Raw genomic sequence first — 25,490 nt, 5'->3', positions numbered from 1 at the left:
TTCGCCGCAATGCAGATTCAAGCCACGGAGCGCTATCTGTATCGATTTACCTTGGGTTTGAAATAAGAGGCCAAGTTTCCACCGACATAGTTTCTCAGAACACGGTCATATTCCCCACTATGACGGAACTTAGCGAGCTCTTCGTTAAAGCGATGATGCAAATTCTTATCCCGAAAAGCCACGTGAGATGGTGACTCCCCGTTAAACAAACGGAACACATCCACCTCTTGCTCGGTGTCCTCTTTTTCCGCCAAAGTCATACGCAGCCAGGCAAAAACATACTTGTCGATAACGATGGCATCCACCTTTTCTTTAAAGAGCGCAAGACACTGATCTTCTTGATTCAAGAACTCAAAATAGTTCGGGGAGTACCCGCCATTTAATTGCGGACCGAATTGCACCTTAAACGACTTGCCAAGGCCATTCCACGCGTTCACCCAAGTTCCCACCTTCAGTGGTGCTAACTCACGAACGGATTTGATCTTGTAGTTCTTCTTCTTCAAGGCCACTACGTAATTTTCAAAATGCAGATACGGCTCTGAATAAAAGATAGATCTTTCATTACCACGAGCTACTCCCACGACGGCGTCATAAGAATTCCCATGACGAGCTTCCGCCTCTAAACGTAACGGTGAAAGAGTGTCGAAGCTCGCCTTATAGCCTAAGCGGCGAAAGACTTCTCCAATCACTTCAACTTCAATTCCCTTTAGCTGACCTTGTTCCGAGTAGATGTATGGAGGACGCCCCATACCCAGTGCCACCTTGATATTTTTTGCTTCTGCATTTTGTACCGCAATGTTCAGGAGTATAATACAGAGACAGCGAACAATGGATCGCATGTTTCACCCCTGCTCAAGAGAGCAAGGGCTTTATCGTACGAATGTGGGGATTACTATAGAGTAATAAAGATAATTTATCCGAGACGCGAAGAATTTCTACTTAGTTTCTCGGATATTGGCAGGAAGACGTTCGTGAGCTTCCTCGTCGCGCACCTCGCGCACACTTCCACGCATAAAGAACGACTTCTGCATGGCTTTAAGAACCACCACTGTCTCATTCAGAGCTTCTACCAAACGAATACTGGCTCCAGGAAGCTCAGGCTCAACCGCTTTCACCGCGGGCCCTAAAGCTCGAGTCACCGTCGCCAGATTCTGAGTCATGACCGCTAAATCTTTTGCAAGTTGAGGATTTTCTTCGTTCAGCTCTGGCAAAATGCGGTTGATTTCTTTTGTCGTTACCGCAAGATTTCCCACAAGTTTCTGAACGCCGTCCTCGTGAGTCGCTTGACGAGACAACTTGATCACTTCTGTCGACATTGTATTTAAGTTCTTCATTAAAGGATCTAATCTATCGATCACTCGAACCATGCTTTCTGCACGGCTCTTATCTGCGAAAGCATCCATGATCACTTGCATGCTCTCAAGAATTCCTCCGAGTTTACTTAAATACGAGTTCATGTTCTTACCACTCATCAACGTCATAAGATCCACGGTCTCTAAAGACTTCACGGCACTTTGAGCAGGTAAAACCTGAAACTGATCATGCCCTACGGACAAATCCAAAACCCGTTCCCCAATGATAAAAGGACGAATTAGTTGCACAGTGCTATTTTCGCGCACGCGATCTTGAAACTTTCCTAAAATATAAAAGCTGACTCGAATGCGATTGTCGCTTTCAAGTTCAACGGATTCAACGGCCCCTGCACGCAAACCTGACATTTGCACCAAGGTTCCCTGGTGAAGACCATCGGCATTTTCAAACGTCGTCGTATAGCGAACCTTCGGCTCAAACCAACCCTGTTTGACCGCCGCACTGATCGCCGTCAGTATAATACCGAGGATAGCGACTACGATGAAAAGACCGGCTATCCTCTCAAACTTACTAAACTTGACCTTCATCATAGATGAACAACCCTTTTCTCTGGATCGACAGCTTGGAAGTACAACTGCCCCTCATCCAAATGAATGATCTGGTACTCAAATAGATTCATAAATTTTTCGTCGTAAGAACTGATAAACACATGCTTGCAATGACCTTCTTTACGAAGTCTGTGCACATGGTCTACGAAGGCATAAATACTGTCTTGGCCCAAACCCACGCTGGGATCATCTAAAAGAAGAATTTGCGGACGCATCACTAGGGCACGCAAAAGACATGTGAGTTTACGAATGCGCCCTGGCACGTGCGCCGGGCGATCATGCGCGAACTTTTCGGCACCGAATTCTTTTAAAAGACCTTCCACACGAGCCTTTGCCTCTTCTGGGGAAATCACTTTATGATAAAGAAGGGGCAACATTAAATTATCAAACAGAGAGCGATTGTTGATAAGGCCGCCATAATCAAAGGAATAACCAATCTGCAGACGATATGGCAAAAACTCTTCAAACGACATATCGCAAACGTTTTCACCGTTGATCAGATACTTACCCGACTGCGGGATCTGTAGGCCGGCTAAGATTTGAAGTAACGAACTTTTGCCCGCACCTTCTTCCGCTTTCACCCAAAGAATTTCATTCATAGGGAAGTCGAATTCGACATTTTGTACAATCGGATCTTGTCCGTCATGTGTGAATGTCACGCCTTCAAATTTAAGACTCTCGATTTTCATTAGACCACCCCTAGACTGCGAAGTTGATTTAAATAAAACAAAGCTGAAACCATTAAGTTAAAAATCACGACGAAAATAATACTGTTCACCACGGCTTGAGTTGTGACCTGGGGAACCTCATGCGGAGACCGTTTCACTGACAGACCTTGATAGCAAGACACGACAAAAATAATCATGCCGCTGAAACCGTTTTTCAGGAAAAAAATCAAAACGTCTTCTTTGGCAAAAGCCTTCATCAAAGAATCCGTATAGAACGTCAACGACATGTCTTGAAAAAATCGCGTGACCAGGAAGCCACCAATCAAGGCGATCGCATTAAAGTAAAAGGCTAAACCCAAGACACTCAAAACTCCCCCGACAACACGAGGGAAAACAATAAAGCTTAAAGGGTTGATCCCCATGCTTTCTAAAGCTTCGATTTCCCGATTGGCGCGCATATTCCCGATTTCCGAGGCCACCGCAGTTCCTGAACGTGCAATGACAACAAGGGCTACAAGCAATGGCCCTGCTTCACGCAAAATCATCACGATCAAAAAACTTCCGATCATTTGCGTTCCGCCCAACAAAGTCAGATTGGACAGCGATTGCAAAATCATCACCGAGCCGACGCCCAAGGCGAGTACAGAAATCAATGGCAATGCCTGAAACCCTGTGAAATAAATTTGCGAAGAAAGAACACCGACAATTTGTCGAAAGCCTTGCGCTTTATCTAGAACGGCAGCACGAAGAGAAAGATAGACCATCAGGAATACACGCACAGTGTATTCCACGTTTTTTGTTACAAATCTTCCTAGCGAGTCGATCTGCGCCAGTAAAGAAGTCATGGTTATCCCCTTAATTTCTCAAATACTTATCGGTATTTTGTAAAGAAAATGGGGTAGACCAGAGTCGAGTTTTAGTAAGCCCAGAAAGAGTAAAAGAGCGACTTTAAGGCTTCAAAGGTAGTTTCCCAGACTGAAGACTCGTAACGACCGCCGATAATGGCGTGTTTTTGGATATAGATATTCTCAGGGAAAGTCGCACGGAAAGTGCGATAGGAGCGATACATATGCAATCGTGATGTGACTAAAAGAATGTCTCGACACTTCAAGGCCTCCACAATCGGAAGACTTTGTTGAGCATTTCCATAAGTGGTTTCGGAGCGACGATCTAAGACCACATCATTTTCAGTCAGGTTTCCGTAAAAAGGCCATACCGGCATAATTTCTCGCAAGCGTGCATTGGAATACACTCCCGAGATCACTAATTTTTTTACGTTTTGATTTGCCAAAAGATCGAATCCTTCACGGACACGCCCGGCTCCCCCGGTTAACACCACGGCACAGTCGGCCGTCGGTGTTTTCAGCCAGGATTGCACGGTCTCGTGCTGAACGTTTTGATATTCATCATAGAAACGGTACAACACCGTTCCTACGAAAATCAAAAGCACCCAGAACGGTCGAGACCGCAATAGAACTTTAGCGATGCGCCAAAACTTCGATTTCAACGTTCACACCTTTAGGAAGACCCGCTACAGCCACGGTAGAACGCGCTGGAGGAGCATCTTTAAAATACTGAGCGTAAACTTCGTTCACTGTCGCAAAGTCATTCATGTTTGTGATGAAGATTGTCGTCTTTACGATGTTTGAAAAATTCATGCCGCCTGCAGAAAGAACAGCTTCGATATTTCTCATCACCATTTGCGTTTGAGTTTTGATATCGCCTGTGAAAACTTCATTTGTTTTTGGATCAATTGAAATTTGCCCAGAGCAGAACAAAAAATCACCCATTTGCACGGCTTGTGAATAAGGGCCTACGGCTTTTGGTGCGTTGTCTGTGTGAATTACTTTTTTCATTTAAATCTCCTGATTAGAAGTAAAAGATAATACCTGCATTGAAGGGACCATCCGCAATTGTTCTAAAACGAACATTGTCGGCAGAGATCACACCCACGCCACCCTCAAATGTGAAAGCCAAAGAATCAAGACCGGTAAAGAAAAACTCTCCACCAAAAAGAGCGTTCAATTCAAAACCAGATTCTTTTTCTCCTTCTGTCTCAAAGTTCACAAGGCCCAAAGCGCCGCCCATGTAGAAATTCATATTGTCTTCCTTAAAGACCGTACGGCGTACACCCGCATTGAAGGAAAACTTAGAGTAATCTTTTTGCGTATCAATTCCCAATCCGCCAGTGAAAGAAAGATCCGACATTGGATGATAAACAGCCGCAAGCTCTGGAAGATCCAAAGACGTGTTCTTCTTTACACCAACGCCCAAGCGATTGGTCAGCTCTTTGGCTTCAACACTTCCCGCAAACGCCACTAAGCAAAACGCCAATGCTATTTTTTTAAGCATTATTAACTCCTCTGTAAGTTTATGCCGTTTTATTAAATGCAAAAGCTTCCTCAGGGGCAAAAGGAATCTGCTTCTTACAAGAGGTGTCATTCACCGGATTCTAAATTAAAGACTCGCTGATTTTATTTAAGAAATCAGGGCTGAAACTGCCCTGAGTGTTACTTTCGGCTTCCCACAACTTTTCTTTCGCAAAACGGAAACCCACTCCCGTCTTTTTCATGGTTGTTAACGATGTCTTGTCGATCTTTTCAGCAAACAGAAGAATCAAAGCCTCTTCGGGAAGTTTGTCTGTAGGCACTTGATTTGGAAACCCTTTTTCATCAACGCGCTCGTGAGTACAGACAAGGACGGTTTTGACCGCCTCTTCGACCGGAAGCTTCTTAATCAGACAACGGTTCAAAGACAAAAGAGGATGTTTTTCATAGGAACTCTGCTGCTCCGGAGTGACCTTTTTTTCTTCCGAAAGATAATAGTTTCGCGTCACAGCCTCTTCGAGATCATAGATCCCCACATCGGTGAGCAGGCCCGAAAGAAGAACAACCAGGGGATTCCCCACACCACTCTTCAATGACATCAATGAACCGTAAACAGCAATCCAAGGAGACCGCCACAGCTCCCAAAAATCCCCATCCAAGGCTTCACGGAAAATGTCCCACAGATTTTCATCTGTTTTCATAATTTCAAAAAGTTCCGACGCCGTTTTTTTAATATCCGTATAGATGGCCGCTAAGTGGCTTTCCGCAGGCATTTTAAAATCAAAAAGCAGGCTTTCATTCAAATACACCGACTTATAACAAAGACTTAAGAAAAGAGCCCGCGCCCGCTTTTTTAAAGCCGCTCCGGAGGTGTCATAGTAAGTCGCTATGTACTGCAAGTATCCATCGATATCTTTGATCTGAATATAGAGTCCCTCTGTGCGACTCAATCTTTGACTTCGCTCGTCTGACAACACCGTGTTACTGTGAATCACTGGCAAATATCGTTGATTTAACGAAAGACGAATGAACGCAGGAAACGACATCGTCGTCATGGGAAAAAGATCGCCCGCCTGAATAGCGAAATATTGAGAACGACAGCGATACAAACAGACATATTCAAATTTCAAAGTAGAATAAAATTCCGCCTGAGACAACGGAGTCACTCGAGGATTCTGAGTGCCCTCTAAATTCTCGCGGGAATATGAAGGCGCCATCACCGTCACAATGCACGAACGCGGAAAAACGAGCAGAACTTTATCCACGCGTTCCGAAAACGCCTTAAGACTTTCTTCTTGGCCTTGAGCCAATAAAACCAACTGCGCCTTCATCAACTCCCCAAGGGGATGTGTAAGCTCGGCGAATTTGACTTGGCGAAACGTTAAATAATGCGCAGACACCACTTGTTTAACGCGATTTAAGAGCGCTTCTGAATCATCAAGAATCAGAAGTTCTAGTTTTTGTCGAAAGAGAGAAGTGCTTCGGGGCTCGGTCATGCGTCTAAGAAAAGCTTAATGTACGGACTTGGGACTGCCAACAAAACTTTTCCTCGTTGACATTTTAAGCACCCACCGAAATCCTAAAAGCCTACCGAGAAGAAAGGAATCCCCATGAAACTGCTTAGCGCTTCCCTATTCGCTATTCTTTTGTCTGTAAACGCTTCGGCCGCTCTTCTGACACCGGCTGGCGGAGGAGAAAAACTTGAAAATGTGACTTTGGCCCCTTCCGCAACAACTCAAGTAGAGGGTGAATCTGTCAGCCTGACCTCCGTAGGAGCGGGTCTGCGTGCGAAGAAAGTAGTTTTCGTAAACGTGAAGGTCTACGTGGGTCAACTTTACGTAGCTTCTTTAGAAACTTTTAAAAAATCAGAGAACGAAGCACTTTCATCGTTGAAAAATCAAAAGGCCGTCGCCATTCAATTGCACTTCCTTCGTGACGTTGACGCCGAAAATGTTCAAAAGTCTTTTAAGGAAGCTTTGGCGGCAAATAAAATCAACACGCAAGAAGCTCCGGTTCAGCAGTTTTTAGATACTGTTGCTAAAGGCGGCGAAGCGAAAGAAGGCAAAGCTCTTAGCATTGTGGGTGCTCGCCTTAAAGACGGAAACGAAGCCATCACTTATGAAACTACCGGCGGCAATGTCACTGAGATCAAAGGACCCGCTGGATTTATCGAGAAAATCTTTTCGATCTGGCTTGGCAAATCATCGGATGATGGTGTGGCTCAGCTTAAAAAATCCATCTTGAAATAATTTAAATATCTAAAAGCCGATATCCGACGCCAGCTTCAGTAACAATGACGTCTGGCGTGTCTTCTGAGATCTTTAATTTCTTGCGTAAAGCTCCGACGTACACCCGCAAATAATGAGTGTGCTCGACCGAGTTGGGACCCCAAACCTCATTTAGTAACATCCGGTGAGTCACCACTTTTCCCTTATAGCGCATCAAAACTTTTAAAATGTTGAACTCGGTGCTCGTAAGTTTTACATGTTCGCCGTACACAGTGACCACGTGTCCTGGCAAATCCATTTTTAATGGACCACTGGCGAACTCGGACTTCTCTAGTGCACTTGCGGAAGAGTGACGAAGAGCCACGCGCATGCGTACCAAAAGCTCGGGCAAACTAAAGGGCTTCGTAATATAATCGTCCGCGCCCCCGTCCAAAGCGACGACCTTATCGTTATCAGAATCCTGAACCGTTAAAACTATTACTGGCAACTGGGTCCAGCCGCGAATCTCTTTTAAAACTTCAAGACCGGTAACATCAGGAAGGCCCAAATCCAAAAGCACAATATCAGGACGCAAGGAGGCGACTAAAGAAACACCTTCACGACCTAAAGAAGCTTCGTCGACATGATAACCATTTCCTTCCAAACTCACTCGCAGGAGCTTTCGGATCGAGGCCTCGTCATCAATCACTAATACTTTTTTCATGCCTTCTTTCATGATTCACCCGTGAGATCTTGCGGCGGCTTTTCGTAAGGAAGTTTAATAAAGAACTCGGCTCCCAACGAGGCTTGTCTGTTCTGAGCATAAACCTCACCGCCGTGAGCTTCAACTAATGCTTTAACAATGGCCAAACCTAAACCCACTCCCCCGGTCTTGCTGCCGGGAACGCGATAGAAAGCTTCAAATATTTTTTTTAAATGGGACTCTGGTATTCCAGGGCCTTCATCTTTCACCGAAATCAACGGCCCGCCATTTCGTTCAAGACTTAAAGTGATCGTTGAACCCGAGGGTGCGTAGCGAACTGCATTCGACAAAAGATTCAATAACACATGCTCAATCAATCTTTCATCCACTCGCGCATAGACGGTCTCGACAGAGTTCACGATAGAAATTTTATGTTGCGCTGCCAAGCGCCCCATCTTAGACGGTATACCCGAGATCAGATCGTTTAAATCAATCCATTCCTTCTTTAACTGCAAGGCACCGGAATTAAGTCGCGACATATCCAGCAGATTTTCAACCACCTGATTCAACCTTAAAGAAGAGTCCATGATATCTTCGACCAACTGATCGCGTACAAGTTCTTGTGAAGAAAGATTTTTATCTGCCATTGCCGAAGCCGACCCTATGATCGCCGTTAGCGGAGTGCGCAACTCATGAGAGACCGTGTTTAAAAGAGCTTGATGCAGATTTTCGGAAGCTTCCAGAACCTTGGCTTTTTCTGCACTCTTTTGTAAACGCAGACGATCCAAAGCCATGGCCGTCTGGGCTGATACATTTTCAAGAATATGCTGTTGATCCAAGGTGAGGCTGTCTTTTTCACGTGGGTAAAAGAGCAACACGCCCACCGAACGTTCTTTTGCCTTTAAAGGAACTGCCAGACAACGTGACTCAGATAAAGTCTCTGTCTTCCAACCCGCATGACGGTTATTTTCAAAAGCCCACAGAGCCAAAGCAAAATCTTTATCATCAACCTTGATGTCGTTCACAGACTTTCTTAAAAGATCCCCGTCTTCATCTGTCAGTAAGATTTTGACCTTGCCATTTACGATGCGCTCTAAACTTTGCGACGCCGCCAGACTCACATCTAAAACCGACATTGCCGAAGCAAATTCTCGAACGAGCTCGTACAGAACACGCGTGCGCTTTTCACGACTCTCTAGATCTCTGTCGCGAGTTCGGATTCGGTCCGCAAGAACACCACTTAGTAGCGCCACCAGAAAATAAGATAAACACATCATCACATCTTCGGGTTGCGAGATGGCAAACGTCATTGCGGGCGGAATGAAAAAGAAATTCCAAATCAAAGCACTCAAAGTCGCCGCAAAAAGAACGGGTCCCAAAGTGGTGACGAGCCCGATCAGGATCATGCTTAACAAAAAGACAAATCCGACAGATCGGTAGCCTATAACCGGAACAGCCAAGCCATTGACAAAACTCACTCCTAAAAGTGCACAGAAAGAATACCAGTATGAAGTTAACGGAGAATCAAAAACTGGCGCTTTCCACTTTGCTTTACGAACTTTTGAATCCTCTTGTTGACGAATAATATGGACGTCAACATCACTGCTCTTACTGACGAGTTGATCTAAAAGGGACCCTTGTCCTTTTAAGCGATCCCACCAGCCTTGTTGAGGTCTTCCCATAATGATTTGCGTGACATTGCGTTCATGAGAAATCTCGCGAATGCTTTCAGCAATATTATGATTTTTTACGGAAACAACTTCCGCACCTAACTCACGGGCCAAGTTCAAATTCTTTAACAGCATAGACTGATCTTCGGCGCTTAAACGCACCTCGGTTTCGATGTGTAAAGCAACCCACGGTGCTTCTAAACTAAAAGCCATACGGCGGGTGGCGCGAATCAGGCGAGCCGCGAAAGGACTGTGACTGACGGCTACCAACAGACGCTCTTGCGTATTCCAAGGACCTTGAATCTGCTGCACGATCATTTGATTCTGCAGATCTTGATCCACTTGCTCCGCAGTATAGCGCAATGCCAATTCACGAAGCGCCGTTAAATGTGTTTCTTTAAAAAAGTTTTCTTCAGCACGAACCGCACGGTCCCCCTGATAAACTTTTCCTTCTTTCATGCGCTTAAGAAGACCTTGCGCCGAGATATCGATAAGCTCAATCTGGTTTGCCAGATCTAATACCGAATCAGGAATTCGCTCTTGGATTTTAACACCCGTGATTTGTTGAACTAAATCAGCGCGACTTTCTAAATGCTGCACATTTACTGTGGAATAAACGTCAATGCCCGCCTCTAAAAGCTCAATCACATCCTGATATCTTTTGGGATGGCGAGATCCTGGTGCATTTGTATGTGCGAGTTCGTCAACGAGGACCAGACGTGGTTTGCGTGCAAGAATCGCATCCAGATCCATTTCTTTTAAAACTGTGTCTTTATAAACAATATCTTTTCGAGGAAGAAGCTCAAGCCCCGCAAGAAGTTCTTCCGTTTCTTTACGCCCATGTGTTTCAACGACGCCAACCACAAGATCCGTGCCCTGTTGAACTTGCTCCAGGGCCGCTTTCAGCATCGCATAAGTTTTTCCAACTCCGGGACACATCCCAAAAAAGACACGAAAGTGCCCACGCGCTCTTTCGCTTTCTTCCTTTCTTATCCCGGCCAACAAACGGTCGGGATTGGGACGATATGCTTCACTCATAATGTTTCATCCAATGCCAGATTGAGCTTGAGAACATTCACTCGGACTTCTCCCAAAATTCCTCCCTGGCGCCCCTCAGTGTATTCCTGGATCAGCTTTTCAACCAGCACTGTTTGCTCTTGCGACAACTTGCGTTCAACAGCAATGCGTTGAACCTGCGAGTGTGCTGCCAAAACAGAAATATGGGGATCTAATCCACTTCCCGAGGTGTAGAGCATTTCAGCCACGTTCCCTTGTGCTTTCCTTTCAGCAAGGGCCTTCTTAAGACTTTCGCTAGTTGGGCCCGCGTTCGAGGCCCCTGAAGCCACGGTGGCATAATCGCCTGCAGAAGGACGCGCCCAAAAGTATTTTGGATTCACAAACTTTTGCGCAATCAACTCGGATCCGATCACTTGCCCGTTTCTTTCAATCAACGAGCCTTCCGCCCTCCTAGGAAACAGCGTTTTCCCTGAGAAAGTCACCGCCAGGGGATACAGAACACCTAAAAGAAAAGTCATGACGACAAACACCTTTATAGAAATCAAAAACTGTTTCATAACACCCACCCGATTCCGACAATGCAAATATCAATGATTTTAATTCCGACAAAAGGGACCACCACACCGCCAAATCCATAAATAAAAAGATTTCTTTTTAGGATGATATTCGCGCCCTGAGGACGATACTTCACTCCTCTTAAGGCCAAAGGAATCAGGGCAATAATAATCAAAGCGTTAAAAATCACCGCACTCAGAACAGCACTTTGCGCGGAATGAAGTTGCATAATATTTAAAGCAGCTAAGGGCCCTTCTCCGTTCACCATGTAAAGTCCCGCGAACATCGCCGGAATGATCGCAAAATATTTTGCGATATCATTTGCAATACTGAAGGTGGTCAGCGCCCCTCGAGTCATTAAAAGCTGTTTTCCAGTTTCGACAATCTCTATAAGCTTTGTTGGATTTGAATCAAGATCGACCATGTTACCAGCCTCTCTCGCCGCTTGAGTTCCCGTATTCATTGCAACACCAACATCTGCCTGCGCCAACGCCGGCGCATCATTCGTTCCATCTCCTGTCATCGCGACTAAGTGCCCGCGATTTTGTTCATCACGAATTCGTTGCAACTTCATTTCAGGAGTTGCTTGCGCAATATAGTCGTCAACACCGGCCTCTGCCGCGATGGCCGCAGCAGTTAACGGATTGTCACCGGTCACCATGACGGTGCGAATTCCCATGCGACGAAGTTCAGAAAATCTTTCGCGAATGCCGCCTTTCACAATGTCTTTAAGGTGAATTACGCCTAGCACTTTCGCATTCTCAGCAACGACTAACGGAGTTCCTCCTTGGCGTGCAATCGCGTCAGCAGCGTTTTTTACTTCCAAAGGAAAGACCCCACCTAAAGACTCCACATACTTCTGAATGGAGTCACCCGCCCCTTTACGGAGCACTCGAAGGCCTTCCCTTGTTTTAATATCTACTCCGCTCATTCGAGTCTGTGCGGTGAAAGGAACAAACTGAGCCTGATGAGGATCTAGATTCTGTGCGCGCAACGAGAATCTTTGCTTGGCTAAAACCACAATCGAGCGCCCTTCGGGTGTTTCGTCACTTAAAGATGCCAACTGTGCGGCCTCTGCTAAAGTTTCTAGTTCGACACCAGAGGCCGCCTTGAAGTCAAAGGCCATACGATTTCCAAGAGTGATAGTGCCGGTTTTATCTAACATCAACACGTCGATATCGCCGGCGGCTTCGACGGCACGACCACTTTTCGCTATCACATTTTTACGAATCAATCGATCCATGCCACTAATGCCGATAGCACTCAAAAGTCCGCCGATCGTAGTCGGAATTAAACACACCAAGAGCGCAGTTAACACTGGCACATTCACGATACCTGACAGATCCTGCCCCGCACTTTTTGCTGAATAGTCTGCAAAAAATTTGAGCGTGATAATCGCCAACACAAACACGAGTGTCAGCGATACCAATAGAATGCTTAAAGCAATCTCATTCGGCGTTTTCTGTCTTTTAGCTCCCTCGACAAGATTGATCATACGATCTAAGAAACTATTTCCAGGATCTGCGGTGATACGAATGATAATACGATCACTGATGACACGCGTTCCTCCCGTAACGGCACTGCGATCCCCGCCGGCTTCACGAACCACCGGAGCTGACTCTCCGGTGATAGCGGATTCATCGACCGTTGCAATCCCCTCGATTATTTCACCGTCCCCAGGAATCACATCGTTCGCCTCACAGACCACAGTGTCTCCTTTGCGCAATGATAAAGAAGCCACGTTTTCTTCTCGACCTTGGAAAACTTTACGAGCCATGGTGTGCGAACGAGTTTTCTTCATCGACTCGGCCTGCGCCTTTCCACGCCCTTCAGCTAAAGCCTCAGAAAAATTAGCAAACAAAACCGTAAACCATAGCCACATCGCTAGTTGCACCTCAAAGCCAAAACTTTCGCCGGCCTTCATTCTATAAACGGTGATAAAACTGACCACCAAGGCGCCGATCCACGTAATAAACATAACGGGATTCTTCCATTGCACTTCGGGATTGAGTTTTTTGAAACTATCGAAAAAAGCTTGAGTCAGAATTTTTTTATCAGAAAAAGTGGAAGCACTCATAATCACTCCTTAACCTCTCATCATCAGAAAGTGCTCAAGAATCGGTCCTAGAGACAAAGCTGGAAAAAATGTCAATGCTCCAACGATCACGATGATGGCACATAAAAGAACCACAAATAATAACGAGTCCGTCTTGAATGTTCCTACGGATGCTGGCGCAATCTTTTTATTGGCAAGGCTTCCCGCAATCACTAGCACAGGCAAAATAATCGCAAAACGACCGACCAGCATTGCGAGCGCCATAGTGACATTGTAAAACGTCGTGTTCACCGATAGACTCCCGAAAGCACTCCCATTGTTTGCCGCTCCCGAAGTATAGGCATATAAAATTTCACTCAAACCGTGAGGACCTTGGTGTCCCAATCCCGCAAGCCCCGCCGGAGTTGCAATTGCTAAAGCACTGAAGATCAATATCACCACACAAGGCGCAAGCACTCCGATCATCACCCAGATGATTTCTTTAGCTTCAATTTTTTTTCCTAAGTATTCGGGCGTGCGTCCGACCATCAATCCCGAAATAAAAACGGTCAGAATCACAAAAAGCAGCATGCCGTACATCCCAGCCCCGACACCGCCGAAGATCACTTCACCTAACATCATGTTAACCAGGGCTATTCCACCACTGAGTGGAGACAATGAACTATGCATGGCGTTCACCGAGCCATTCGAAGCCGATGTCGTTAAGACCGACCACAACACACTATTCGTCACACCAAAGCGAGTTTCTTTCCCCTCCATGGAGGCCGCCTGAGCGATGAAAGGATTTGCACTGTACTCACTCCAAAGCGACAGTGAAAGCATCACAACAAACATCGCCATCATTGCTGAAAACAACATCCAACCTTGCTTTCTTGATCCCACCATCACACCGAAGGTGTAAGTACTCGCCGCCGCGATCAGAACTAGCGAAATCATCTGCAAGAAATTGCTTAAAGGAGTGGGGTTTTCATAAGGATGTGCGCTATTAACGCCAAAGAATCCTCCACCATTGGAACCCAGTTGTTTAATCGCAATCTGAGAAGCCGCCGGCCCTTGGGGTAAAATCTGCTCAGCACCTTCAAGGGTTTTTGCTGGCACATAAGAGTTGAAGTTTTGGACAACACCTTCTCCGACAAGAACGACAGCCAGAAAAAATGAAAGCGGCAAAAGCACATGCACTGTTGCCCGCGTTAAATCCACCCAGAAGTTCCCGATCCCTGTCACCTGCTTGCGCGCAATTCCTCGAGTGAAAGCTAAAAACACGGCAAAGCCTGTTGCCGCACTGAAAAAGTTCTGTACTCCCAGCCCCAGCATCTGAGTTAGATAACTCAAAGTACTTTCACCCGAATAGGCCTGCCAGTTGGTGTTCGTCATAAAACTCACGGCCGTATTAAATGCCAAGTGCCAAGACGTATTTGTAAAACCCTGTGGATTCAAAGGCAGAATCTGCTGCACCATCATCAAGAGCATCACAAATATCAAGCCTAGAAAGTTGAAACATAGAAGAGATATAGAGTACTGCTTCCAGTTCATCTCACCGAACTCATCTATTCCACATATTTTATAAATGATCTTTTCCAAAGGCCGCAAAGCCGGCGACAGCCAGGTGCGCTCTCCTTGAAACACTTTCGCCATATAACCACCCAAGAGCGGCGTCGCCACTACGATCACCGCTAGGGTCAAAAACACTTGAATGAAGTCTGAAATAGTAAAACCCATTGTTAATCCTTTTAGTGACTAACAATTTAGGTCTTTCCACATCAATTCCGCATAAAGAGATCTACATTAGAAATAAAGAAAAAATAAAAATCCCAAAATTGTACAACGAAATAGTGACTACAAACGGGATTCAAAAAATCCAATCTCTTTAATGCGCCTAACCAACTAACCAACTAACCAACCAACCAACCAACCAACCAACCAACCAACTAACCAACTAACCAACCAACTAACCAACTAACCAACCAACCAACCAACTAACCAACCAACCAACCAACCAACCAACCAACCAACCAACCAACCAACCAACTAACCAACCAACCAACTAACTAACTAGCTACGATCGAGCTGGCTAACTTCTCACTTACTCTTGACTGAATCCGACGATACTTGAAATCGCGCCTGCTGAATGGGAAGCTTCGAAAATAGATTGTTGAAAATAAAAAAGGCGACATCTCTGCCGCCTTTTCTTTCAAAATATTGTTTTCAAAGTTAACCAGAGTTTCTTTCGCTCACGACTTCACGAGTTTCTGAAGTCGTAGGTTTTTCTGGATGAAGAACTTTAACATTATCTACCTTCGCAAGCTGCTCCACTGGTTTTGTCTCTGAGAAGTTCAACATAACGACCCCGAGAATAATCAAACTCGTCGCCAATACTTTTTGTATTGGCAGTGGTTCATTAAACATCCAAAGCCCCACAAGCGCCATCATCGCCGTTCCGACACCCGCCCAAATTGCGTAGACAATACTGATAGGTAACGACTTCAAAGCGACAGCGAGAGCCACAAAGCAGATTCCATGACAAACTATGGTAAGTATGACTGGAAGCACCTTTGTGAATCCCACGGAATATTTCATGGTGATTGTGCCCAAAACCTCAAAAACGATTGCTGCTGCCAAATACAAGTATGCATTAGCCATAAGACACCCTGTCGCATCTCGACCCTTTCCTTGTGCTATTCAATTTTGTTTTCCCGTGCTCGGGTGATTCCCCGAGAGATCTTTTTTTGATTCAGTCAAAAAAGACTTAAAAAGCGAACAGGAGAAAATTCCTGTTATTGATATATGTAGAATACCACAGGCCCTTCCAAAAAGCTCTCGCGACTCGACTAAAACAATATTAACTAGAGATTTCAGCAATTTACAAAAGAGACACGAAGCCTCCTATGGAGCCTAAATATGTTTACATCTATCAACATTTGTTTATATATTTGAATCATACTGAGACAGTTAAAGGGCAATTATCAGAACTCTAACAAGAACATGATTTTGAAATCGACTGACTTAGTTGGAGAATAACGGATCAAACAAGCCGCCCCCACCAGAAGAAACTTTAAAGAGACTAGAGGCACTCCTAACAATCACTTCCACGGTGGAAGTAACTTTCAGCAGAAAAACCTCGATTACAGTCGATCTCTTAATGGAATACCCTTTTACCCAAATGGCAGTAAGGGAATGAGTAATTCTTCTGAGTCGACAACAAACTCCACTTTAACGCATCAGCTTACTGCCACGGTGACAGTAAAGATTAGCAGTAGATCGTTCTTCAGGAAGAGATCGTTTATTAAAGAACCGTGTACCTTTTTAATAGGAAGGGAAGCAGGTACCTTTTGGAAAAGGCAAAAAAAAAAACCCAGATTACTTTCGTAACCTGGGTTCAAGTAAAATAGAGCTGGCATCGTGCTACTCTCCCACACGGTCGCCCGTGCAATACCATCGCCGCAAGAGGACTTAACTTCTGAGTTCGGAATGGGATCAGGTGTGGCCCCTCTGCTATAAACACCAGCAAAGCGTTTATTAAGTCAAAGTGGAGTCGTTATAGACTCCGTTTCGTTTCTTTGCAACTTACTTCCAATCCAAATGGAGAAGTTACTTTTTTGATTTAGCAATCGAATGATTGATTTAATTGATTTTTAGCGATTTGTGGTTAGTCCCAAATCTTCATTCTCTGCTCATTGACTCATCCTTTTGGGATTCATCCAGAGAACTAGTCTCTTTCGCTCAGTCCTACATTCGTAAGAGAGTTACTATAGAGACGATATTCTTCTTAAAGAAGAAAAAATTTAAAAAAGCCTCACGACCTATTAGTACGGATCAGCTGAACGCCTCACAGCGCTTACACCTTCCGCCTATCAACCTCGTAGTCTCCAAGGAGTCTTTAGGGGGCCGAAGCCCCAGTGAGATCTAATCTCGCAGTTTGCTTCCCGCTTAGATGCTTTCAGCGGTTATCAATTCCGAACATAGCTACCCTGCATTGCCGCTGGCGCGACAACAGGAACACCAGAGGTTCGTCCATCCCGGTCCTCTCGTACTAAGGACAGGTCTGCTCAAATCTCATACGCCCACAGAAGATAAGGACCAAACTGTCTCACGACGTTCTGAACCCAGCTCGCGTACCACTTTAATTAGCGAACAGCTAAACCCTTGGGACCTGCTCCAGCCCCAGGATGTGATGAGCCGACATCGAGGTGCCAAACTCCATCGTCGATATGGACTCTTGGATGGAATAAGCCTGTTATCCCCGGAGTACCTTTTATCCGTTGAGCGATGGCCCTTCCACGCGGGACCACCGGATCACTTTGGCCTGCTTTCGCACCTGCTCGACTTGTAGGTCTCGCAGTCAAGCCCCCTTATGCCAATGCACTCGACGCCTGGTTTCCAATCAGGCTGAGGGGACCATCGCGCGCCTCCGTTACTTTTTGGGAGGCGACCGCCCCAGTCAAACTGCCCACCAGACAGTGTCCCTCTCCTCGTTTCGAGGAGCAGGTTAGATTTCAAAGTTGCCAAGGGTGGTATTTCAAGGTTGACTCCACCAGAGCTAGCGCCCTGGCTTCAAAGTCTCCCACCTATCCTACACATGCCAACTCTAAAATCACTGCCAAGCTACAGTAAAGGTTCACGGGGTCTTTCCGTCTTTCTGCGGGTACTCGGCATTTTCACCGAGAATTCAATTTCGCGAGGCATTTGGTTGAGACACCGGAGAAGTCGTTACGCCATTCGTGCAGGTCGGAACTTACCCGACAAGGAATTTCGCTACCTTAGGACCGTTATAGTTACGGCCGCCGTTTACTGGGGCTTCAATTCTCAGCTTCGCTTACGCTAACTAATCCTTTTAACCTTCCAGCACCGGGCAGGCGTCAGTATGTATACGTCGTCTTGTGACTTTGCACATACCTGTGTTTTTGATAAACAGTCGCTACTCCCATTTCTCTGCGACCTGAAAAAGCTTGGGGAGCAAGTCCTTACACTCTCTCAGGCACACCTTTTCCCGAAGTTACGGTGTTAAGTTGCCGAGTTCCTTAACCAAAATTCACCCCATCGCCTTAGGATATTCACCCCACTCACCTGAGTCGGTTTACGGTACGAGCTAACTAAGCTAAATTTACGAAACTTTTCTTGGATGCATGGCTTTTCACACTTCCGGGACAAAGTCCCTCGCATTCACACCTCAGAGTTACGACCAGCGGATTTGCCTACTGATCCTCCTACATGCTTACACCTCAATCCAATAAGAGGCTGTGATATCCTACACCGTCATTCCTTAAACACACTTAGCTAGGTAACGGAATATTAACCGTTTTGCCATCGACTACGCCATTTGGCCTCGTCTTAGGACTCGACTAACCCTGGGAGGATTATCCTTGCCCAGGAATCCTTGAGTTTTCGGCGCCCGGGTTTTTCACCCGAGTTCAACGCTACTTATGTCAGCATGATCACTTCTAGTTCGTCCAGCTGTCCTACCGGTCAACCTTCATCCTACACTAGAACGCTCCCCTACCACTAAAATATAAAATATCTTAATCCAAAGCTTCGGTAACACGCTTAGCCCCGTTGTATCTTCCGCGCAGAGTCACTAGACTAGTGAGCTATTACGCTTTCTTTAAAGGATTGCTGCTTCTAAGCCAACCTCCTAGTTGTCAAAGTAACTCCACAACGTTCTCCACTGAGCGTGCATTTAGGGACCTTAGCTGTTGGTCTGGGCTCTTTCCCTCTCGACTCATGACCTTATCACCCTGAGTCTGCCTGCTGAGGAACATATCTGTGGCATTCGGAGTTTATTTGGGTTTGGTAATCCGGTAAAGACCCCTAGCCCATTCAGTGCTCTACCTCCACGATACTTTTTACTCAACGCTATACCTAAATATATTTCGGGGAGAACCAGCTATCACCCAGTTTGATTGGCCTTTCACCCCTAATCACAGATCATCAAAAGAGTTTTCAACCTCAACTTGTTCGGTCCTCCACGAGGTGTTACCCTCGCTTCAACCTGTCCATGATTAGATCACCGGGTTTCGGGTCTATGCCTGCATACTAAATCGCCCTATTCAGACTCGCTTTCGCTACGGCTCCACCTGCAACGGCTTAACCTCGCATGCAAACATAACTCGCTGACTCATTATGCAAAAGGTACGCTATCGCCCATATAAAGGGCTCTAACTGCTTGTAGACTTACGGTTTCAGGTTCTATTTCACTCCCCTCTCGGGGTTCTTTTCACCTTTCCCTCACGGTACTTGTCCTCTATCGGTCACTAAGGAATATTTAGCCTTAGGAGGTGGTCCTCCTGGATTCCCACGAGATTTCACGTGTCTCGTGGTACTCGGGATGCCGCTAGGGCCATTGAAGTTTTCAATTACGGGGCTATCACCCTGTTTCGCCAGACTTTCCAGACTGTTCTTCTAACTTCTCCGGTCCCACATTGCGGTCCCACGACCCCTTATTCAAATTAATGAACAAGGTTTAGGCTGTTACCCGTTCGCTCGCCACTACTAGGGTAATCTCGGATTTGATTTCTCTTCCTGAGGGTACTGAGATGTTTCACTTCCCCTCGTTCGCTTCTTACACCTATGTATTCAGTGAAAGATACCATAAATGGTGAGTTTCCTCATTCGGACATCTCCGGATCAAAGTGTGTGTGCCACTCCCCGAAGCTTATCGCAGCTTACCACGTCCTTCATCGCTTCTTAGTGCCAAGGCATCCACCGTAAGCCCTTTGTAGCTTAAAAAAATGGAACTAACCTCGCTAAAAATCAACTAAATCAATCTATTCAATTGTCAAAGAACGAAAATCGTTCAGCAAAAACTCTTCTCACACCAACAGTCCAACTCAATTAGTTGGTGGGCCAGGGAAGACTCGAACTTCCGACCCCACGCTTATCAAGCGTGTGCTCTAACCAACTGAGCTACTGGCCCTTGTTAGATGCGAGGTAAAGAGCTTTCACTCTTTCAAAACTAAATAGCTAGATAAGATTTTTGGGACTCACCCACTCGGGAAGAGTGAGTTGACCTAAGATTGGGTCATTTTAACTTACTCGAGAACAAGTCCCGAGTGAAGATTGACCGGATAATCCTTAGAAAGGAGGTGATCCAGCCGCAGGTTCCCCTACGGCTACCTTGTTACGACTTCACCCCAATCATCGACCATACCTTGGGCGCCTGCCTCCTTGCGGTTAGCGCAGCGACTTCTGGTACAGCCGACTTTCATGGTGTGACGGGCGGTGTGTACAAGGCCCGGGAACGTATTCACCGCGGCATTCTGATCCGCGATTACTAGCGATTCCAACTTCATGATCTCGAGTTGCAGAGATCAATCTGAACTTAGATGGCTTTTCTCCGATTTGCTCCACCTTGCGGCTTCGCTTCAGTTTGTGACCACCATTGTAGCACGTGTGTAGCCCTAGGCATAAGGGCCATGAGGACTTGACGTCATCCCCACCTTCCTCCGGTTTAACACCGGCAGTCCATTTAGAGTGCCCAACTGAATGCTGGCAACTAAATGCAGGGGTTGCGCTCGTTGCGGGACTTAACCCAACATCTCACGACACGAGCTGACGACAGCCATGCAGCACCTGTGTACCGGCCCTTGCGGGCGACGACGTTTCCGCCAGTCTTCCAGTACATGTCAAGCCTAGGTAAGGTTCTTCGCGTTGCATCGAATTAAACCACATGCTCCACCGCTTGTGCGGGCCCCCGTCAATTTCTTTGAGTTTTAATCTTGCGACCGTACTCCCCAGGCGGGATACTTAACGCGTTAGCTTCGTCACTGAAGGGGTCAATACCTCCAACAACAAGTATCCATCGTTTACGGCGTGGACTACCAGGGTATCTAATCCTGTTTGATCCCCACGCTTTCGGGTCTGAGTGTCAGTGTCTAGCCAGTTACCCGCCTTCGCCACCGGTATTCCTCTTGATATCTACGTATTTCACCACTACACCAAGAATTCTAGTAACCTCTCTAGCACTCAAGCTTCGCAGTATCAAATGCACTTCCAGGGTTGAGCCCTGGGCTTTCACATCTGACTTACAAAGCCACCTACACCCGCTTTACGCCCAATGATTCCGAACAACGCTAGGATCCCTCGTCTTACCGCGGCTGCTGGCACGAAGTTAGCCGATCCTTTCTTACAGGGTACATTCATTGTGTTATTCCCCTGCGACAGAGCTTTACGACCCGAAGGCCTTCATCACTCACGCGGCGTCGCTGCATCAGAGTTTCCTCCATTGTGCAATATTCCCTACTGCTGCCTCCCGTAGGAGTCTGGACCGTGTCTCAGTTCCAGTGTGACTGATCATCCTCTCAGACCAGTTAAAGATCGTTGCCTTGGTGAGCCATTACCTCACCAACTAGCTAATCTTACGCGGACTCATCTTGAAGCGAAAAACCTTTGACCCCTTGAACCTCAGTTCTTGTGGTCTTATGCGGTATTAGCTAATCTTTCGACTAGTTATCCCCCTCTTCAAGGCAGATTATCCACGCGTTACTCACCCGTGCGCCACTAGTACTCATATTGCTACTTTCCCCGTTCGACTTGCATGTATTAGGCACGCCGCCAGCGTTTGTTCTGAGCCAGAATCAAACTCTCCAGTTATAATTCTGTTCTCAACCAAACAACTAGCTTACGCTGTGTTTGTTCGAATTTATTTTTGAAATTGTGAATATTAATTACTTAATATTCTAAGAGCCCAAAAATCTATCATTCTAGCTATTCAGTTTTCAAAGAGCGAAAATTCTTACTCATCGTTAATGTTTCATAGCGACGAGGTAGACGGTTGTATCGAAACCTTGCGGCCTTGTCAACACCCTAAAATCACTTTTTCAAAAAAAACTTAATAAAACGTTTTATGAAAAAGGATTCGTGTTTCTCGCTAAAAGAGCGTTCATGCAAAACATCGAATACAAATCAATGGTTTAGCACTTAGCTTGTTTGGATAATTCCGAAACGACTTAGCGAGGAAGCACGGTTTATAGTGGGTATTGCCGGCGCTTGCAAGCTTTTTTAATGCCCATATTGAGGGCATTGATACGACACATCTTGCCTTATTTTTAAGCAAAATCAACCCCTCTGCTGAAAAAATCACCTAAAAAGGGGCTTTTTGCTCGAATATAAGGCGAAGTTTAAAAGAAGACTCTCAAACCTCGCCAAAAATATTTTTCCAAAATTCTTTCTAAACTCTTCTAGATGCCAACTTTTCGAGCAAAAGCACCTTCTGCGGATCCAAAAACCTGAGAACGACCGCTCTTCGCTGAAGAAGCTTCTTCAGCGGACTCTCCAGAGACAACCGACTCTAGTGCATTCACATTGCGAAGCAGAGATTGCGACTGAGCAGAGAGTTCTTCCGCGGCAGCCGCGGCTTCTTCAGATATAGCAGCATTTTCTTGCGTCGTTTGATCTAATTGGTTCATGGCTTTACCGATTTGCGTGATGCCATTGGACTGCTCTTCGCTGGCCGTCGCCATCTCACTATTAAGATCAGCAACCTTCTTAACAGCATTCACGATTTCCGTAAGGACAATACCACCGCGATTGGCCTGTGAACTTCCCTGCTCGATTCTTTCAACGCTCTCGTTGATCAACGATGTAATACTTTTTGCAGATTCAGCACTTCGCTGAGCTAAATTGCGAACAGCTTCAGCGACAACAGCAAAGCCCTTACCTTGCTCCCCGGCCCGAGCAGCCTCAACTGAGGCGTTAAGAGCCAGAAGATTCGTTTGGAAGGCGATATCATCTATTACAGAAGTAATGTCGGCAATTTTTTTAGAGTCAGCCGAAATCGCCTGAATACTTTGAATCAGAGTTTGGATTTCGCTTTCACCCTTTACCGCAACCTCACGCGTGGAGAGCGCCAAGGATGCCGCTTGCTTCGAATTTTCGCTGTTAATCTTCACCATGGCGGTTAATTCTTCCATAGTCGCCACGGTTTCTTCCAATGATGCGGCCTGCTCAGAGGAAGCCTGAGCTAGAGACTGAGACGAGTTTGAAATCTGACCAGCAGCATCTTCGACTTGATGAGCACCTGAAGCAAGTTCTTCAGAAACTTTCTTAATACTATTACTTAAACTAAATGCGAAAAATGCTCCTACCCCGAGACCAATGGCGACACCGAAGACAATGGCTAGGGTGATAGAAAAGCCCATGTTTTTAGCGGTCGTTCGCGCCTTAGTGACAGATCCTTCTCCGTATGCTTTATGAAAAGCGACTAACGCATCAATGGCTTTCGAGTATTTCGCCGCAGAATCAGGACATTCTGTAAGAAATATTTTATTCATAGCCGCGAGATCTTCAGGCGTTCCTGATTGATAGTGCTTGAGAACTCGGGCGCCAATCAGCTTGAAAGAAGACCATGTGGAATCAACCTCACTCCATAAAGCATCTTCGCCAGGCAAAAAGGGCACCGAGATATACTCTTTTCGAAGCTCCTCATAATCACTGATATTTTGTTCAACACGTTCGGCAAATTCCTTGGCTTGTTCCTTCGTCAATCCGGGCAGCCCAAGACTGCGTAGGCCAATACGCACATTTCTAAAATTCAAATACATCTCATTCGACAGTTGCACATTTGGCAAAACGCGGTTTGAGACTTCCTCGTAGTCGTTACTGATTTTGTTCGATCCGAAGTAAGAGATGCCTCCCACAGCGACCGGAATTAAAGCCATGAAGCTACAGAGCAATAAAAGTTTCGCTTTTAAACTGAGTGCGAATTTCATAAGAATCCCTTCCATCTACGTTCAACTTAATACAAAGCACTGCTAAGTAGATCGGGACGTTGTTAAGCGTTCTTGATGTAACATTAGAATTATCATCAAAAGTTAAACATTTATTATGAGCGGTATTATAGAAGCTTTTAAATGAAAGATGTGAAAACCTAAGGACGCGAATCAGAATTGAGACAGCCGTTAAAACTTAAAAGGGAGCTAAGAAGCTCCCTTTTACAAATGTGTTAGGATTACTTGGCGGAGCAGATCGTTTTTAGATCGGCCATCAATGTTAATATTTCGCCGTTAAGACGTATAAAAGATGCTTCCATCTCGGGGTAGTTCGGATTTTGCCACTGTTCTTCGATGCTCTTGGCCGTTGTTATGGGATCTAGATGGTGAAAGTGAGCCACAGATCCTTTAAGTTTATGGGCGGTTTCTTTGATTCTTTTATTTTGTCGGGAAGCTATCGCGGCTTTCAAGTCGCCAAGTTGACCAGGGACCGTATCGCAGAATGTGTCGGTAACAATTTTGAAAAGATCCCAGTCTCCTAAAAAATTCCTGTCGAGAACTTCCTTAAAATCTAGTTTATTCATCTGGTTCCTCCTACAAGCAGGCCGAGCGAAAAATACAAACTTAACGTTCCATAAAACTGCAGCAGGGCTTCGATAGAGATGACCAATCGAGAAGATCTGCGCGCGCCAGGACTATTTTTAGTTCGTTTATTAATACGACCTCAGTTAAAAGTATCGGCGGAGGCCCCAGACTCTCAACGATCGTGTTTATAAATTAACAATGTTGTGAACATTCTCAGAATCGAACATTCAAAGGGGGGCCGTCACAAGAGCGTCTGAGGTCACTATGGAGAACCATATACACCTGTGAAAGCGGATTAAAGAAACTGTGTGTGAGCTTTTAAGAGCCCCGAAGCTCGATAGAAGGTTTATTTATTTCGCGGTAGATTTGTTCAATCACCCGTCTTTTTAGCGGAGATTCTTTGGAAGTCTCGCGATAAAGTTTGGTGATCTGCTGGTGAATCTTTCTTTTTGTTTCTCCGGAAAACTGATGATAGGCACTTTTTAGAACTAACATAGAAGTCGCGCCCAGCATTTCATTTTGCACTTTAATACGATCGTTGGTTGGTAAAAGTTCGCTGCAAAGAAGCTCGGTGACACTTCCCTTACAAAAATCGATATACTCTTGCCATTTTCCCTGAGCGAAGTCCGAAATTTCGGATTTGGTGAGAAGATCACTTTGTTCTAACTGCTGGTTGATCAAAGATTGGAAAACTATGTCATGCGCTCTATTTTTTTTGAATCCTTGGATTTCGGGACCGCCCATCAAACGTTGAAGGCAAGAGCCCGCAACGTATTTAGTTAACATGTCGTCGCTGTCTTTAAATGTTTCGACAAGACATCGCAGAGGACTCTGCATTTCATTTTTTAATGCTTCGGGTGTCTTCGCTTTTTTAGCTAAAGCCAGAATCTGATCTTGGTATTTATAGAGATCTTGCGCCTCATGGATGACGCAAGTGTCTTCAGCCCAGGACGTCGCAATAAAAAGGAAACTAAGAACAAAAATCAAAGTCTTCATATTTTAAGCCTAATTTCGACAAAGGTATTTTCCAAGTGGAAATCTCTGTCCGACGGCAGATTGAGTTCCTCGTGCCTTTTCTTG

18 protein-coding genes, 1 tRNA gene and 3 rRNA genes are annotated in these 25,490 nt (G+C 45.6%); 1 reads left to right on the top strand and 21 read right to left on the bottom strand.

Annotated elements, in window-relative coordinates; genetic code table 11:
- Positions 1-32: 32 nt before the first annotated feature.
- The 8 genes from ACLWBD_RS08020 to ACLWBD_RS07985 all read right to left on the bottom strand — a co-directional run bounded on the left by ACLWBD_RS08020 (position 33) and on the right by ACLWBD_RS07985 (position 6,245).
- Complete coding sequence (locus tag ACLWBD_RS08020; RefSeq protein ID WP_413570507.1) at positions 33-839, bottom strand: substrate-binding periplasmic protein; 807 nt, start codon at positions 837-839, stop codon at positions 33-35.
- A gap of 96 nt (positions 840-935) precedes the next feature.
- On the bottom strand, positions 936-1,901 hold the full coding sequence (locus ACLWBD_RS08015) for an MlaD family protein (protein ID WP_413570506.1): 966 nt from the start codon (positions 1,899-1,901) through the stop codon (positions 936-938).
- Positions 1,898-2,608 (bottom strand): cell division ATP-binding protein FtsE, encoded by a 711-nt coding sequence (locus tag ACLWBD_RS08010; RefSeq protein WP_413570505.1) that lies wholly within the window; start codon positions 2,606-2,608, stop codon positions 1,898-1,900. Before ACLWBD_RS08010 ends, ACLWBD_RS08015 begins: the two co-directional genes overlap by 4 nt.
- Entirely contained in the window at positions 2,608-3,432 is an 825-nt protein-coding gene (locus ACLWBD_RS08005; protein ID WP_413570503.1) for an MlaE family ABC transporter permease, read from the bottom strand. Before ACLWBD_RS08005 ends, ACLWBD_RS08010 begins: the two co-directional genes overlap by 1 nt.
- Positions 3,433-3,503: 71 nt before the next feature.
- Entirely contained in the window at positions 3,504-4,094 is a 591-nt protein-coding gene (locus ACLWBD_RS08000) for a YdcF family protein (protein WP_373999575.1), read from the bottom strand.
- Entirely contained in the window at positions 4,066-4,443 is a 378-nt protein-coding gene (locus ACLWBD_RS07995; RefSeq protein ID WP_063243209.1) for a RidA family protein, read from the bottom strand. The genes ACLWBD_RS08000 and ACLWBD_RS07995 overlap by 29 nt, the downstream gene beginning before the upstream one ends.
- A 13-nt stretch (positions 4,444-4,456) precedes the next feature.
- Positions 4,457-4,939: an organic solvent tolerance protein gene (locus ACLWBD_RS07990; protein ID WP_413570502.1), complete on the bottom strand. Its 483-nt coding sequence runs from the start codon at positions 4,937-4,939 to the stop codon at positions 4,457-4,459.
- Positions 4,940-5,039: 100 nt separating this feature from the next.
- Positions 5,040-6,245: an HD domain-containing phosphohydrolase gene (locus ACLWBD_RS07985; protein ID WP_413570501.1), complete on the bottom strand. Its 1,206-nt coding sequence runs from the start codon at positions 6,243-6,245 to the stop codon at positions 5,040-5,042.
- 279 nt (positions 6,246-6,524) lie between these two features.
- Between ACLWBD_RS07985 and ACLWBD_RS07980 the strand changes: the two genes are divergently transcribed.
- A complete protein-coding gene (locus ACLWBD_RS07980; RefSeq protein ID WP_413570500.1) occupies positions 6,525-7,163 on the top strand; it encodes a chalcone isomerase family protein in 639 nt (212 codons plus the stop codon).
- 1 nt (position 7,164) lies between these two features.
- Here ACLWBD_RS07980 and ACLWBD_RS07975 read toward each other — a convergent pair whose 3' ends face one another.
- The 13 genes from ACLWBD_RS07975 to ACLWBD_RS07915 all read right to left on the bottom strand — a co-directional run bounded on the left by ACLWBD_RS07975 (position 7,165) and on the right by ACLWBD_RS07915 (position 25,406).
- On the bottom strand, positions 7,165-7,857 hold the full coding sequence (locus tag ACLWBD_RS07975) for a response regulator (protein ID WP_413570498.1): 693 nt from the start codon (positions 7,855-7,857) through the stop codon (positions 7,165-7,167).
- Positions 7,854-10,532 carry an ATP-binding protein gene (locus tag ACLWBD_RS07970; RefSeq protein ID WP_413570497.1) on the bottom strand — a complete coding sequence of 893 codons (2,679 nt, stop codon included), beginning with the start codon at positions 10,530-10,532 and terminating at the stop codon, positions 7,854-7,856. The genes ACLWBD_RS07975 and ACLWBD_RS07970 overlap by 4 nt, the downstream gene beginning before the upstream one ends.
- A complete protein-coding gene (kdpC, locus tag ACLWBD_RS07965) occupies positions 10,529-11,068 on the bottom strand; it encodes a potassium-transporting ATPase subunit KdpC (protein WP_413570496.1) in 540 nt (179 codons plus the stop codon). Before kdpC ends, ACLWBD_RS07970 begins: the two co-directional genes overlap by 4 nt.
- A complete protein-coding gene (kdpB, locus tag ACLWBD_RS07960; RefSeq protein WP_413570495.1) occupies positions 11,065-13,143 on the bottom strand; it encodes a potassium-transporting ATPase subunit KdpB in 2,079 nt (692 codons plus the stop codon). Before kdpB ends, kdpC begins: the two co-directional genes overlap by 4 nt.
- A 9-nt stretch (positions 13,144-13,152) precedes the next feature.
- A complete protein-coding gene (gene kdpA / locus ACLWBD_RS07955; protein ID WP_413570493.1) occupies positions 13,153-14,841 on the bottom strand; it encodes a potassium-transporting ATPase subunit KdpA in 1,689 nt (562 codons plus the stop codon).
- A 492-nt stretch (positions 14,842-15,333) separates the two neighbouring features.
- Positions 15,334-15,762: a DMT family transporter gene (locus ACLWBD_RS07950; RefSeq protein ID WP_081112222.1), complete on the bottom strand. Its 429-nt coding sequence runs from the start codon at positions 15,760-15,762 to the stop codon at positions 15,334-15,336.
- Between the two features lie 749 nt (positions 15,763-16,511).
- Positions 16,512-16,628: ribosomal RNA gene (gene rrf / locus ACLWBD_RS07945) — 5S ribosomal RNA — on the bottom strand.
- A 276-nt stretch (positions 16,629-16,904) separates the two neighbouring features.
- A 23S ribosomal RNA gene (locus ACLWBD_RS07940) occupies positions 16,905-19,845 on the bottom strand.
- Between the two features lie 110 nt (positions 19,846-19,955).
- Positions 19,956-20,032 (bottom strand) — tRNA-Ile (locus ACLWBD_RS07935).
- 162 nt (positions 20,033-20,194) lie between these two features.
- Positions 20,195-21,708 (bottom strand): 16S ribosomal RNA (locus ACLWBD_RS07930).
- Together the 16S, 23S and 5S rRNA genes with 1 tRNA gene alongside form the textbook arrangement of a ribosomal RNA operon.
- Positions 21,709-22,295: 587 nt before the next feature.
- A complete protein-coding gene (locus ACLWBD_RS07925; RefSeq protein ID WP_413570492.1) occupies positions 22,296-23,825 on the bottom strand; it encodes a methyl-accepting chemotaxis protein in 1,530 nt (509 codons plus the stop codon).
- A 239-nt stretch (positions 23,826-24,064) separates the two neighbouring features.
- A complete protein-coding gene (locus tag ACLWBD_RS07920; protein WP_413570490.1) occupies positions 24,065-24,409 on the bottom strand; it encodes an Hpt domain-containing protein in 345 nt (114 codons plus the stop codon).
- Positions 24,410-24,728: 319 nt separating this feature from the next.
- Complete coding sequence (locus ACLWBD_RS07915; protein ID WP_413570489.1) at positions 24,729-25,406, bottom strand: hypothetical protein; 678 nt, start codon at positions 25,404-25,406, stop codon at positions 24,729-24,731.
- Between the last annotated feature and the right edge of the window lie 84 nt (positions 25,407-25,490).

Origin of the sequence: Bdellovibrio sp. HCB117 (genome assembly GCF_047305915.1) — a bacterium.
Taxonomy (GTDB): domain Bacteria; phylum Bdellovibrionota; class Bdellovibrionia; order Bdellovibrionales; family Bdellovibrionaceae; genus Bdellovibrio; species Bdellovibrio bacteriovorus_B.
This window is presented reverse-complemented; position numbering and strand designations above follow the sequence as displayed.

Coding starts and splice junctions, on each gene's coding strand:
- ACLWBD_RS07970 (WP_413570497.1), bottom strand. CDS start 10,532: ATGAGTGAAGCATATCGTCCCAATCCCGACCGTTTGTTGGCCGGGATA.
- ACLWBD_RS08005 (WP_413570503.1), bottom strand. CDS start 3,432: ATGACTTCTTTACTGGCGCAGATCGACTCGCTAGGAAGATTTGTAACA.
- kdpA (WP_413570493.1), bottom strand. CDS start 14,841: ATGGGTTTTACTATTTCAGACTTCATTCAAGTGTTTTTGACCCTAGCG.
- ACLWBD_RS07975 (WP_413570498.1), bottom strand. CDS start 7,857: ATGAAAGAAGGCATGAAAAAAGTATTAGTGATTGATGACGAGGCCTCG.
- kdpB (WP_413570495.1), bottom strand. CDS start 13,143: ATGAGTGCTTCCACTTTTTCTGATAAAAAAATTCTGACTCAAGCTTTT.
- ACLWBD_RS07990 (WP_413570502.1), bottom strand. CDS start 4,939: ATGCTTAAAAAAATAGCATTGGCGTTTTGCTTAGTGGCGTTTGCGGGA.
- ACLWBD_RS08020 (WP_413570507.1), bottom strand. CDS start 839: ATGCGATCCATTGTTCGCTGTCTCTGTATTATACTCCTGAACATTGCG.
- ACLWBD_RS07950 (WP_081112222.1), bottom strand. CDS start 15,762: ATGGCTAATGCATACTTGTATTTGGCAGCAGCAATCGTTTTTGAGGTT.
- ACLWBD_RS07925 (WP_413570492.1), bottom strand. CDS start 23,825: ATGAAATTCGCACTCAGTTTAAAAGCGAAACTTTTATTGCTCTGTAGC.
- ACLWBD_RS07980 (WP_413570500.1), top strand. CDS start 6,525: ATGAAACTGCTTAGCGCTTCCCTATTCGCTATTCTTTTGTCTGTAAAC.
- ACLWBD_RS07995 (WP_063243209.1), bottom strand. CDS start 4,443: ATGAAAAAAGTAATTCACACAGACAACGCACCAAAAGCCGTAGGCCCT.
- ACLWBD_RS07985 (WP_413570501.1), bottom strand. CDS start 6,245: ATGAAGGCGCAGTTGGTTTTATTGGCTCAAGGCCAAGAAGAAAGTCTT.
- ACLWBD_RS07915 (WP_413570489.1), bottom strand. CDS start 25,406: ATGAAGACTTTGATTTTTGTTCTTAGTTTCCTTTTTATTGCGACGTCC.
- ACLWBD_RS07920 (WP_413570490.1), bottom strand. CDS start 24,409: ATGAATAAACTAGATTTTAAGGAAGTTCTCGACAGGAATTTTTTAGGA.
- kdpC (WP_413570496.1), bottom strand. CDS start 11,068: ATGAAACAGTTTTTGATTTCTATAAAGGTGTTTGTCGTCATGACTTTT.
- ACLWBD_RS08015 (WP_413570506.1), bottom strand. CDS start 1,901: ATGATGAAGGTCAAGTTTAGTAAGTTTGAGAGGATAGCCGGTCTTTTC.
- ACLWBD_RS08010 (WP_413570505.1), bottom strand. CDS start 2,608: ATGAAAATCGAGAGTCTTAAATTTGAAGGCGTGACATTCACACATGAC.